The 13,089-nt window shown below is 34.4% G+C and carries 11 protein-coding genes and 1 tRNA gene; 7 read left to right on the top strand and 5 right to left on the bottom strand.

Translation table 11 applies throughout. From position 1 onward, the window contains the following. Window positions 1-18: 18 nt before the first annotated feature. From K322_RS0118185 to K322_RS0118175, 3 genes are all read right to left on the bottom strand, one after another. Window positions 19-903 (bottom strand): tetratricopeptide repeat protein, encoded by an 885-nt coding sequence (locus K322_RS0118185; protein ID WP_026628159.1) that lies wholly within the window; start codon window positions 901-903, stop codon window positions 19-21. An 87-nt stretch (window positions 904-990) separates the two neighbouring features. Continuing rightward, window positions 991-2,469, bottom strand: coding sequence for a radical SAM/SPASM domain-containing protein (locus K322_RS0118180; RefSeq protein WP_026628158.1), 1,479 nt, complete (start codon window positions 2,467-2,469; stop codon window positions 991-993). Window positions 2,470-3,248: 779 nt separating this feature from the next. Further along, on the bottom strand, window positions 3,249-4,517 hold the full coding sequence (locus tag K322_RS0118175) for an ATP-binding protein (RefSeq protein WP_026628157.1): 1,269 nt from the start codon (window positions 4,515-4,517) through the stop codon (window positions 3,249-3,251). 241 nt (window positions 4,518-4,758) lie between these two features. On the opposite strand from K322_RS0118175, the gene K322_RS0118170 reads away from it, so the two are divergent. From K322_RS0118170 to K322_RS0118150, 5 genes are all read left to right on the top strand, one after another. After that, on the top strand, window positions 4,759-5,004 hold the full coding sequence (locus K322_RS0118170; protein WP_026628156.1) for a DnaD domain protein: 246 nt from the start codon (window positions 4,759-4,761) through the stop codon (window positions 5,002-5,004). 206 nt (window positions 5,005-5,210) lie between these two features. Continuing rightward, window positions 5,211-5,432: a hypothetical protein gene (locus K322_RS0118165; RefSeq protein ID WP_026628155.1), complete on the top strand. Its 222-nt coding sequence runs from the start codon at window positions 5,211-5,213 to the stop codon at window positions 5,430-5,432. A gap of 6 nt (window positions 5,433-5,438) precedes the next feature. Continuing rightward, entirely contained in the window at window positions 5,439-7,361 is a 1,923-nt protein-coding gene (locus K322_RS0118160; RefSeq protein WP_026628154.1) for an HsdM family class I SAM-dependent methyltransferase, read from the top strand. Further along, window positions 7,358-8,410, top strand: a complete 1,053-nt coding sequence (locus tag K322_RS0118155; RefSeq protein WP_035332572.1) for a restriction endonuclease subunit S — start codon at window positions 7,358-7,360, stop codon at window positions 8,408-8,410. Before K322_RS0118160 ends, K322_RS0118155 begins: the two co-directional genes overlap by 4 nt. 65 nt (window positions 8,411-8,475) lie before the next feature. After that, on the top strand, window positions 8,476-9,645 hold the full coding sequence (locus K322_RS0118150; RefSeq protein ID WP_026628152.1) for a DUF2971 domain-containing protein: 1,170 nt from the start codon (window positions 8,476-8,478) through the stop codon (window positions 9,643-9,645). A 123-nt stretch (window positions 9,646-9,768) separates the two neighbouring features. Here the strand turns inward: K322_RS0118150 and K322_RS0118145 are convergent. Next, window positions 9,769-9,852: transfer RNA gene (locus tag K322_RS0118145), tRNA-Leu, on the bottom strand. Between the two features lie 296 nt (window positions 9,853-10,148). Here K322_RS0118145 and K322_RS0118140 point away from each other — a divergent pair. Both K322_RS0118140 and K322_RS0118135 read left to right on the top strand, forming a co-directional pair. Continuing rightward, window positions 10,149-11,225, top strand: a complete 1,077-nt coding sequence (locus K322_RS0118140; protein WP_026628151.1) for a mannose-1-phosphate guanylyltransferase — start codon at window positions 10,149-10,151, stop codon at window positions 11,223-11,225. Window positions 11,226-11,318: 93 nt separating this feature from the next. Beyond that, window positions 11,319-12,116 (top strand): glycosyltransferase family 2 protein, encoded by a 798-nt coding sequence (locus tag K322_RS0118135; protein WP_026628150.1) that lies wholly within the window; start codon window positions 11,319-11,321, stop codon window positions 12,114-12,116. A 25-nt stretch (window positions 12,117-12,141) separates the two neighbouring features. Here K322_RS0118135 and K322_RS0118130 read toward each other — a convergent pair whose 3' ends face one another. After that, complete coding sequence (locus tag K322_RS0118130) at window positions 12,142-12,930, bottom strand: TIGR02757 family protein (RefSeq protein ID WP_026628149.1); 789 nt, start codon at window positions 12,928-12,930, stop codon at window positions 12,142-12,144. Window positions 12,931-13,089 lie beyond the last annotated feature (159 nt).

Genomic DNA, 13,089 nt, shown 5'->3' with positions numbered 1-13,089 from the left:
CCCATCGACCAGGATATTTTAGGGGTAATTATAAAGTTTTTTCAGGGGGCAATTTAGATTTGGCACGAGGGGGCAACGCTCACTGGATTTTCCACTCCCTTCTAAATCAATATTTTTTCCTTTTTTTACTAGCCCTCTGATATAATATGCATTTTCTGACTCAGGGTTGATTTCTATAGCTTTTGTGTAATTCTCAATTGCTTCTTCATATTTTCCATTTGCTTTCAATGCATTTCCTCTGTCAACATAGTAAACATCAGAATTAGGTCTGAATCCAATAACTTTAGTATAATCTTCTATCGCTTTATCATATTCTTTTTTAGCAAATGAAGCTAGTCCTCTATTATAGTATGCAAATACAAAATCAGATTTTAGATCTATGGCTTTAGTATAATCCGCTTTGGCCTTTTCATAATTTTCTTGATAATACCATGTATTTCCTCTTCCAAAATATAATTTCGAATCATCCGGACTATTCTTTATAACTTTATTATAGATTTCAATTGCTTTATTGAAATCTATAATAGCTTTGTCATTTTCTTTCCTACTTTGCCAGACAAGTCCTCTACTAAAGTATGCATCCTCAGAATCAGGATTTAAATCCATAGCTTTAGTATAATCATCTATCGCTTTGTCATACTCTGTTTTATTATACCACGCATTTCCTCTCCATACATATAATTCTGCATCATCTGGATTGTTTTTTATAGCTTTATTGTAATCTACAATAGATTTGCCATATTCCATCTTATTATGCCATGCATTTCCTCTCCATGCATATAATTCCGCATCATTCTGCTCTTCTAGAATTTTGTCAGTAAGCAATTCAATAATTTCGTCAAACTTGTCCTGATTAAAAAGTTCTTCTGATCTTTCATTAAGGTTCATTATTTTCTTAGCCATAAATTTGTTAGGTTGAATATAAAATTCTTAGATGCCTCTACACTGTCTTATTAATGTCAATATCCTTAAAGAAGATTTATTCTCCAATTAAATATTCATAGTTTTTTTCTTCAAATCAAGTATTATTTGTTTGTTCAGTTTTGCGATATTACAAAAATGCTCACTAAGAGCTAAAGGGTCTCCTTGAGGACTTTCATTGGCGTTTCTGACCATGCACATGGTACAATACTCTTTATCTGAGCATTGAATACATTTAGGGAAATCTTTGTTACGCAAACCTCTTAAATATTGCACTTTTTCAGAATTCGCCCAAATATCCTTAAGAAGAGTTTCTTTTACATTCCCAACAATATAGTCCTGCCAGCCCGCGCATGGGTATACATCTCCATTCTCTGTTATGCAAATAGAGAAACGACAAACGCTACAAACAAAATCATTCGATGTAGCATCTTTTTTCTCCTTAGCAGTCATTCGCAACTGTTCTAAATATTTTGCATCACGTGTGACTTTATTGTGTATGATCCCTCTGATTTCATCAATTGACAAGCGACAATTCAAATTTTGTGTTGTATGATTGTATTCTGCTATAAGATTATAATCCGTTCCGACATGAATCTTGTGTATTTTAGCCCATTCTATAACATCATTACAACAATCCTTATTTTGTTTCATAATTGGACAGCTTATTTGCAAAGGGATATCGTTTTCAATCAGTTTTAAAATTGCATTTTTTGTTTTCTCAAAACTTCCCTTCATTTGAGTTATCTCATCATGGATAGCGGGATTCATTGAGTATAATGAGACTTGAACACCTAGAAGGGGATTCGCCTTCATTTCTTCAATAATGCCATCATTTAGTAATGTTAAATTACTAAGTACATTTACAGAAAAATTATACTCTCTGCATTTTTTTAAAAAGTCACAGAATTCCTTGTGCAACATTGGTTCTCCACCACTTAAGGTCAAATGCAACAATTTCAGATCTCTACATTGTTCTAAAATATCATAAAACAAATCTGGAGAAATATTAGTTATTTTATTTTCATGGGGAATATAGCAGTGTACACATCTTTCGTTGCACTTACTTGTAATCTCTATATGTAAATTTGTAAGCTGTGGCTTGCCTTTAAAGTATTCTTCGAAGAAATCTTGCGTATCTTTTTCAGAAGGTATAATACTCGGAGAAAAATCCTTTTTTATTATTTCAGGTTCTGATATTCTATACGCAAATCTCGTATCTTTTTCTTCGCACTCCTGAAATGTTTCACCCGATACAATAAATCCATCTTGTTCGAGCATACAATAAAATTCGTAAGCATCGTTCTTTATTGTTTGAATATCAACACCTGTAAATTGCTCATTAATTTTTTTAGAAAGTTCATCAATAGTTTGCGGCTTTCTATCTAAAGCAGAAAAAAACACGTTTCCACTTTCTGATAGAATTTTGTCTCCAATGTAATTTTCATTACTATTAGTTAGTTTATACCCGAAATTCCGATTGTCTGTGATATACCCAAAAGACCCATAGTTTCTGAATATGATAGTAGATTTTTGCTTGAAAAACATAAGAATGCTTTTTTTAGTATAATCAGGAAACGAGTTCAATATAAAAGAGCGTTTCCTGATTAAATTGTTCATTAACGTCCACCTGGCCCTGGTTTATTACAAGGCCTTCCACTTGGCTTACTATTGGGACGACATTCTGCCATTTGTGCAGTACTTTTTGCTAGAACTTTCGGTTTTGTGTAAGTCATAAGTTAATCTTTTTAAAAAAAAGTTATTACTATTTGTTAATTAAGAACGATATAAAAATACAGAACTAAAATCATTTTTCAAAGCTTTGTTGTGTATTTATTTTTACCTCATTCAATTTTGCCTTTAATGGTTTGTAGTTGTTTATCAATGTAATCTAACATTACGAACTATACGGAGTTGGAGATTGGGTTTGCTTTCCTGTCGAACCTTACCACTGTTGTTGTGGGCTACTTACTTTGTTGTTTGCACAAAAAACAATTGACATATAGTTTTTGTTAAACTGAATTCTTTTATACATTTAACCCCTACTGTATTTGTATGATAAAAAAAGAAGTTGGCCATTAACAAATAAATGGTTATTATTTCAACCACTTCCTTCTAAATCCCTCTAAAACTTTCTTCTCTGAAAGTTTAACCAAGTATTAGAAACAAATAATTGATGATCAATTCCTTTATTACTTAATGTTAGGTAATGATAAAGGCAACAGGGCTTTTATGCCCTGATATTTTCACTAACTCTACTGCCGGAAATCTGGATAAATATACATTCGTACAAAATTTACCTCGACTAGTATCCGAGGACATTAATCCTATAAAATCGCACTCAGATTCCACGCCTGAATATGCTTTATGCCCTCATTAGAAGGCAGAGAAATATCATCGAGAGAAACGACAAACTTTTCGTAATTATCCTGTATAGCTTCCAATGGTGCATATTCACGTTTGGCGGTTTGTTCGTCAGCCATTAGATAGGTACTTTGAAGATAAATGACACGATCTCCTTTTTTAGCAACGAAATCAACCTCTTTATCTCTCATTGCACCAACATATACCTCATACCCTGCTCTGCGAAGCTCCAGATAAACAAGGTTCTCTAATTTATAGCCTATACCATAGCCAAATCCGGGATACAGATAATTCTTGAAAGACAAGTCATTAATGTAATATTTGCAGTTTCCCGAAATAGTATCCTTTCCTCTAATATCATATCGCTCGACCTTATGAACCAAAAAGGTATCTTCTATGAAGCCTATATAATTAGAAAGTGTATCGTAAGTTGTCTTTCGTTTATTACTCTTAAAGAAATTAACGATATTGGTTATTGATACCAGATTAGCGGCATTATTTACCAAATAGACAAAAATATCTTCCAACAATTTGGGATCTTTGATATTATGCCGTTGTATAATGTCTCGCAAAAGTACAGTGTCTTTAATTGCCGATATATAATTGCGTTTTGTCTCAGCATTAGGCAATACGAATAATTCCGGCAAAGCTCCACTTTCCATATAATTAATATAACTTTGCTTTGAAACAGTTGTATTCGTTATCCCTACGTACTCATTGAAGCTGAACGGTAATATTTCAAAATTCACATATCGCCCTGATAATAATGTTGCCAGTTCTCCCGATAACATCTTAGAGTTAGACCCACTTATAAATATTTCATAGCTATCTACATAATCCTGAGAATGAGAATTGACAAAATGTTCCCATCCCTCTACATTTTGAATCTCGTCAATGAAAAGATATACCTTCCCCGAAGGTTGTAACTTATCTTTATATAGATTAAGTAAAGTCCCGAGATCTTTATAATTTCCAATAAAATCAAAATCCGTGAACTCTTTATTGATATAGAATATATTTTTCGGATTAACACCTTCACGAATAAGCCTATGTGCTATTTGGCGAAGGATATAGCTTTTTCCTGCACGGCGTTGCCCAACCAATACCTTGATTAATTTATTTCCGGTATAGTCAAAAATCTTATTGGTATAATCCTTACGTGTAAATCCCAATTCAGGAACATTTCCGTTCCAGAAGTTATATTTCTCTAAAGATGTAAATTTATCGTACATGACTGAAATTATTTCTTCAAATGTACAAATATTCTTTCACACTCGAATATTTCGCAGTTTATTTTTAATAGCACTAGTTGAAATTACATAACATTTCACTCTTAGTCTGTTCTAATTCCAATATATCAAATAGAGTATTCTATTCTCAAAAAAAACTAATATTTTAAAGTATCATGTTAAAGCTTACGTTTTTTGCATGTGAAAACAAAGTTATAATGAAATAAGGCAACTTAAAGCACAGATGAACACTGCCGAAGCGGAATACGCAAAAATTACCGACAAGCTCCGTCAAGAACTCAAAAAGATTTACGACCTATTCCCTCATATTCGGGAGTTGCTCAAAATTGAAAACCTTTGTAAATATCTGGGATTTTCAGATGAGCTAATCAAAATGATATTGGAGAAAAGCCTGTCGGATTCAAGGGTAAAATCTATTGATCGGAATACCAACGCCATTTTGAAACTGGCCACTCAGTTGCCGAGGTAAAAAAAGCCCAGCTGAGCAAGGCAAACTAAACCTAACAACCGAACAATTGACGGCGTAAGCGAAACGAATTGGTTCAGGCAAAAACAACAAGAGTTCCTAAAATCTATCGGAGTAACTATTCAACCAAAACAAGATCAGGGGATGAAAATATAATTTGGATATTAATTGTCAATAATATATCTTTGTATTATCATTGATAAATAAAAATGAGTATAAAACCATCTAAAATAAAGACAGTTAAAAGCTATATCGACACCTTGAGAAGTTTCTCAACAGGGGAGGTTCGCTATTTTCTGTTGGTAGATACGGATTATACGGGGTTTCATAATGCAAAGAAACGAATCAAGGATAGTTATCAGTGGGAATTTGATTTCTCTTCAGAGAGTATCGATGATAAAAAATATTTTAAAGTAAAACGGATAAAATAACATAGCATGGCGAATGAACGAAAAACAGATTTCCTTATAGGAAAACTACTGGATAGTGCAAAAATAGAATACACTCCCAATGGGAGCAGTATAAAGGAGATTCAGGAAGCCCTTAGAACATCTTCGAAAAAGAAGACCGAGAAGGCTGGTTTTCCTGAGTTTATTGGGCGATCCAACGAATTTATCATTGTCATTGAAGATAAGGCTGCCTTAGACAAGCAGGCAGCATACTCAAATGATGATAAAACTGCTCTGCTAATGGATGTTAAATCGGTTAGGGATTATGCCGAAAACGGGGCACTCCATTACGCTCAACATATTATTAATAAAACCTCTTTTGATAAAATCTTTGCGTTTGGTTGCTCTGGTGATGAGAAACATCATAAAATAAGACCGATATATGTTGACAAAAGAGGGTATAAAATACTTACAGAGGTTGAGAACTTTGAGAATTTTTCAGCAGAGAACATCGGGAAATACTACAAAGAACAAGTTCTTGGTGAAACTCCACAGGAAACATTGGAATTAGAGGATATTTTGAAAAAATCTTCTGAACTTCACGAAGCTCTACGCAACTACGGGCAACTTGGTGATAATGAAAAACCACTTGTTGTGTCGGCAATATTATTAGCTCTAAGTGAAGAGTCATTCTCGATTGATTCGCTGAAAGGAGACGAGCTAAGAACTGACGGACAAATAATATACGATGCATTGTCTACCCATATGGATAGGGTCAAGGTGCAACCCCAGACAAAGAAAAGTCAGATATTAAACCAATTCACGCTTATTAAAGATAGACCCATCCTAAACCGCAAAGATGATAGAATAACAGATAAAGACTATAAGTTAGCCAAAACCCCTTTAAGGTATTTTACAGAATATATTTATAAGAATGTTTTGACTTCGGTCAAAAGCAATACAGCTGAAGATGTATTGGGACGTTTCTATGGAGAATTTATTCGTTATAGTGGCGGTGATGGACAATCATTAGGTGTTGTACTGACTCCAAAACATATTACTGAGTTATTCTGTGACCTTGTAAATATTCAACCCACGGACATTCTTTTTGACCCCTGTTGTGGAACTGGTGGTTTTCTTATTGCAGGGATGCATCATATGCTAAATAAGGCTACCTCTAAAGAACAAAGAGAGAATATAAAGCAGAATCAAATTTACGGTATTGAAGTTAGGGATGATATGTTCTCTATTGCCACCACAAATATGATCCTTCGGGGTGATGGTAAAAGTAATTTAATATGTGAGGACTTCTTAAAATGTACCGTGGCTGATTTGCGGAAACAAAAATCAACCGTCGGTTTTATGAATCCGCCGTACTCTCAAGCAAAAGGGAAAGATACGGCACATTTGTCTGAGATATGTTTTATTAAACACCTATTGGATAGCCTGGCAGATGATGCCAGATGTGTAGTGATTGTTCCTCAATCGACAATGGTGGGTAAGACCAAAGAAGACAAGAAAATTAAGAATGAGATTCTGAAAAAGCACACCTTAGAGGGTGTAATTACTCTAAATAAAAACACTTTTTACGGTGTGGGTACCAATCCTTGTCTTGCTATTTTCACGGCACATAAAACACACCCAAAAGGCAAATACTGCAAGTTTGTCAATTTTGATGATGATGGATTTGTAGTAAACAAGCACATTGGATTGGTAGAAACCGAGAGAGCCAAGGAACGTAAAGCACACTTACTGTCTTGTTGGCTTGATGATGCTCCCACCGAGAGTAAGTTTATGGTAAAAACTAAGATTGAACTTGATGATGAATGGTTACATTCATTCTATTATTTCAATGACGAATTGCCATCTGACGAGGATTTTGCAAAAACAATGGCAGACTACCTGACATTTGAGTTTAATATGATAACACATGGCAAAGGTTATCTATTTGGATTGGAGGAAAAAATATGAGACAGGAATTAAAAAATAAAGAATGGAGAGAGTTTGTATTATCGTCGTTATTCGATATTAAATCTACAAGCAGCAGTATAGACAAGAGCAGGTTAAATAATAGAGATGGAAGCATTCCGTACATTACAAGAACAGATAAAAATAATGGGATAGATATTTTTGTAGTTACTCAAGACGCAAAGTACGAACTGGATCCCGGAAATGTAATAACAATTGGATTAGATACCCAAACGGTTTTTTTTCAGGCAACGGCTTTTTATACAGGGCAGAACATACAAATTTTACATAGCTCGAATTTGAACAAATATGTAGCGGCATTTCTTATTCCTTTATTAAAGCGTTTGATGGAGAAATTTAATTGGGGCGGTAATGGAGCAACATTAACTAGGTTGAAACGAAGTAAGGTATTACTCCCGATTAATATCATTGAAGAGCCTGATTACGAATTTATGGAAGCCTATATGCGAGAGAAAGAGTCTGCACTTTTGGAGCACTATAAGAAATATGCACAGACGCTTGATATTGCGGTAAGCAAACAAATTAAACCTTTGTCTGCAAAAGAATGGAAAGAATTTTTTGTAGAAGATATCGCCGAAATTTTGTCAGGCAAAGACATTTACGAAGCTGAGAGAGTAAAGGGATGTAATCCATATATTACAGCTACGGCATCCAATAATGGAATAGGTTATTTTGTTTCTAATAACAATGAAACTTGTGAGTCAAATTGTTTATCTGTGAATAGGAATGGGTCAGTAGGCTACTCGTTTTTTCATACTTACCCTGCTCTATTTTCAAATGACTGCAGAAAACTAAGACTTAAGCATAGTTCAAAACATATTGGTCAATTTATTGCATGTCAAATAACAGCGCAAAAAGATAAATATGGATACGGTTACAAAATGGGAACAGGTAGATTGAAGCGTCAGAAAATAATGCTTCCAATTAACGAAAAAGAAGACCCTGATTTTTTATATATGGAACAATATATGAAACAAGTAGAGTCAAAACAACTCACTAAATACTTAACCTACATAAATAACCGTAAATAATATGTCATATGCACTCGATGATAGGAAAAGCACTGTTTCATTAAGGTTAATGGTACAAAAATAGTATGAAGTGGCAGAATAGATTTATACGGGATATTATTGATTTTGAAAAATCATCCGAGACTTTTTTTGCCAAATCAATCGAAAAGGATACCAAAATAGTAAATACAAAAGGAAAGTATTTGCCGGAAACATTATTAAAATTTTATTCGCCTACGCATGAAAATGTTCAGGATGTAAAGAATAAATGTGTATGGATGTCATCTCCAAGCTCCTTTAACGATCCTTTTGATTGTAGCATAGGTTATAATAGTGATGAGTATATAAAATATTTATTGATCGATTATATTCGTAAGAATAATAGGATTAATGACAGTATAAACGCGGATTATTTCACCAAAGACGATTTATTACAAATATGCAATACATTCACTACTGAGCCGCCCTATAATATTTATAGTAATAAAAGAGACTTTTCAATAGTATGCCGGTCAATAGTAAATTCTAAATCGAATTTGTTACAAGGAAAATATAATGAGCTTATATTTCCTAAGATTAAAAGAATTAACGCCATTATTGAAAATGCAAGACATCATTCGGTAAGAGTAGCATGTTTTTCAGAATTACGTTGGTTCGATGAGAGTATAAAAAAGATGCTTTTGTGGTCTCATTATTCGGACAGCCATAGAGGGTTTTGTGTAGAGTATGACATATCATCCTTGAAAAACGATATTAATTATGAAGTTGAATGGTATGCCCCATCGGTCAATCCTGGAAAATATATTGATGAAAGAATAATTGCAACTCTAAAAGCAGGATTATTCCCTATCTCGTACTCCAATAAAAGAACATTGATACCCAAAACATTGTTGAATAAACTGGCCTATGAATCAGATAATACCACTTTGTCTAATCCTAAATTCAAAGAGCTAATCATCAAGTCATTTATTAATAAATCTACCGTGTGGAATTATGAAAAGGAATGGAGGTTAATCGTTGACGACAAAATATGTAAATATTATGACAACAAGATACCATTTCCGTATATTAAATCTATTTTCGTAGGATCACGAGCGAGCAAAGAATTGGTTAATAATTTGTATGATATTGCTAATTCGCTTGGAGTTGAAATACACCATATGAAAGAAACAGATGAGAATTATGCTCTATATCATTGGATACTAGATCAAGAATATTTGCGGAGCAGAAAGAAATTTGATAACCCATTTTTATGATTATTATTCAGGTATTATTTCGAAATAAAAATACCAAAAGGATATTTGGGAACAATTTGGGAACAAATAATCAAAAGAAAAAGCCTAACTGATTGATTATCAATTAGGCTTCTATCTAAATCGTACCCAGAGCCGGGATCGAACCGGCATGGAAGTGAATCCACTGGTGTTTGAGACCAGCGCGTCTACCAATTCCGCCATCTGGGCATTGCTTTTATTTAGCGAGTGCAAAGGTATTGATATTTTTTAAATAACAATACCTTTTTTTGTTTTTTGAAAAAACTTCCTTAATTTTTTTCTCGATATAAAATATATTACATTTGTTTCCGTCTTATAAGCAACGGGAATTTTTTTTAATAACGTATTTTAGTAAAATAATTGAGTAATCGCTTATTGTCCTTAATAAATCAAAGAACTATTGGCTCTTCCGATTCTTCAAATTCGAAGGAATGAAGGATAGTCAAAAAAAAGGTCTGAGACCTAAATTGTATAAATGCTATAACATGAATAATAACTATTGCGTAATAATGAGCGGAGGGATTGGTAGTCGTTTTTGGCCTTTCAGCAGAGAAAGCCGCCCAAAACAATTCCTCGATTTTTTTGGTACAGGACGTTCTCTCCTACAAATGACCGTAGATCGATTCAAAAAGGTCTTACCTATCGAGAACATTTATATTATTACAAACGAAGGGTATGCAGGACTAACAAGAGAAGAAGTTCCTGAATTAAACCCCGAACAGATACTATTGGAACCCTTAAGGCGAAATACAGCACCTTGTATCGCATATGCCAGTTATCATATAAAGAAAAAGAATCCCAACGCAAATATAGTTGTTGCACCTTCAGATCACCTGATTCTGAAAGAAGATGAATTTATCTCGGTAATTAACCACGCATTGGATTTTGTCAACAAGCAACCCATATTACTTACATTAGGAATAAAGCCAAACCGTCCAGAAACAGGCTATGGTTATATCCAAATAGGAGAAAAAGAAGTTGAAGACATAAACAAAGTAAAAGTTTTCACCGAAAAGCCGAATTACGAATTAGCCAAAATCTTTTACGAAAGCGGCGAATTTTTATGGAATTCGGGATTATTCATCTGGAATGTAGACACAATAATATCAGCGTTTCACGATCACTTGCCGGAAGTATCTAACATTTTCGACCTCGGCACTGATATTTACGGAACATCCGAAGAACAGAAATTCATTAATGAACAATACGCATATTGCCCCAATATATCCATAGACTACGGTATTATGGAAAAAGCAAGCAATGTATGTGTACTTGCTGCCGATTTCGGCTGGTCGGATCTCGGAACATGGGGATCACTTCATGATATTTCGGACAAGGACGAAGATGCAAACGTTGCATTGAAGTGCGAGACTATGTTTTTCGACAGCTCTGAAAACATTATTGCTCTTCCCGAAGGAAAATTAGCAGTAATACAAGGTCTGAACAATTACATCGTAGCAGAATCGGATGATCTTCTTCTTATTTGTAAAAAAGAAGAAGAACAACGGATCAAACAATTCGTGGCTGATTCTAAATTAAAGTACGGAGACAAATACATTTAAGGTCCCAGACTTTTTTATTACTTTGGATTGACCTAGTATAATAATATCAGAAAGTGGCAAACGATAATGCCACTTTCTCAGTTTATCAGCTTTATGAACAGAATATCCATCATCACAGTCAACCGCAATAATGCCGTAGGATTAAAAAAGACGATACTCAGTGTAATCGGTCAAACTTATACCAACTATGAGTTTATCGTTATAGACGGAGCGTCTTCCGATCAGAGTGTCGATATTATCACGCAATACCAGTCTAACATCAGTTATTGGGTGAGTGAACCCGATGCAGGCATATTCAACGCAATGAATAAGGGAATACAGCAAGCTTCAGGCGACTACCTGTATTTTCTGAATTCAGCTGATGCGTTTGCTGACAACGATGTATTAAACAAGATATTCGGGAGAGAAACTTATACGGCTCCTTTCATAAACGGGCATCAGTTAAACGATTTCGGGAATTACACCAAACGGGTACCGGCACTGAACCGCCCTCTCACTCTTTTCGATTTTTATTGGGGAACAATTAAGCATCAGGCTACTTTTATACACAAAAGCATGTTTGCCAAATACGGAATGTATGACGAGAATTTAAAGATAACAGCGGATTGGAAATTCTTTCTACAGACAATAGGATTACATAACGAACAACCTCTTTTTACAGATACAGACATTGTACTCTTTCAATGGGATGGTATCAGTACTAATCCTCAGTTGCAGAAAGAACATGAAGAGGAAAGACTGACTGTTTTAAATGAATGTATCCCCCACTCTATTCAGAAAGATTATGAACGGTTTCACTATTTGGCAGATTACGAATACCTTCTTCCTGTTTTCAAAAAAAGCAAACTATTTTCGTTTCTGGTAAGGGCATTAGTTAAAATATTCAAATAAAGCCCTATTGTCTTTTAGAGGAATACTATCGCATATCAACAACACATTTCTCCTCGATTGACACCCCAAACAAAGCGAAATCATATTTCACAGGATCCAAAGGATCTAATTGCCGCAGGTTTTCGGTCAGTTCCAATGCTGCTTGCCAGTCTGGCTTATCTCTGGACAGCAATCCTAGTTTTTTAGCTGTCCGCTCTACATGCAAATCCAAAGGACAAATAAGATCTTTTGGGCTGATTGTTTTCCACAGACCAAAGTCTACACCACTATTGTCGTCTCTTACCATCCACCTCAAATACATATTCAACCTTTTACAAGCCGACTTTCTATGAGGACTGGGTATATGCTTCTGGGTTCTTCGAGGAGCATCCGGCAACGAAAAGAAATAACGATTAAAATAATTCAAACCTTCTTCAACAGTCATACCTCCGTCCGGAAAGAAGGCCGACTCTAATGAAATATTATTCTGATAATGCTGTTTAAAAAATTCTACACAGTAAAGAAGATCCGTATCATTGAATGTACGATGCTTAAATCCTAGTAACTTTTTAAGATCGGAATCAGTATGCCCCACCATAAATTCGTATGGACTATTATCCATTCTATCAGATAGCTCCATGCATTTATTAATAATAGTACGCCTTTGTCCCCATGCGAAGATTGACGCAAAAAAACCTATAATCTCAATATCTTCTTTTCGTGTAAACCGGTGAGGTACTGATATCGGATCATCGGCTATGAAACCCTGACAATTATACAAATCGACCTTTTGATTCAGAAAATGCTTAAGATTACTAAAATTTACGGAATTCATATTTATTAATTGTAGTTTTATATATAGCTTTACAGAACTAGTCGCATTGTATTCTTGTTATAAACAATAACAAGTCTTTAATGTCCATTTTCGGAAAACAGCGGACTTAAGCCGTTTACCTGAATGGACAAATACAAATAAATCTGGAGTCTTAAAAGT

The sequence above is a fragment of the Indolivaga capnocytophagoides DSM 22835 genome (assembly GCF_000426485.1).
Taxonomy (GTDB): Bacteria; Bacteroidota; Bacteroidia; order Bacteroidales; family Dysgonomonadaceae; genus Dysgonomonas_A; species Dysgonomonas_A capnocytophagoides.
Note: the sequence above shows the minus strand (reverse complement) of the source record. Positions and strands in the feature narration are given on the sequence as shown.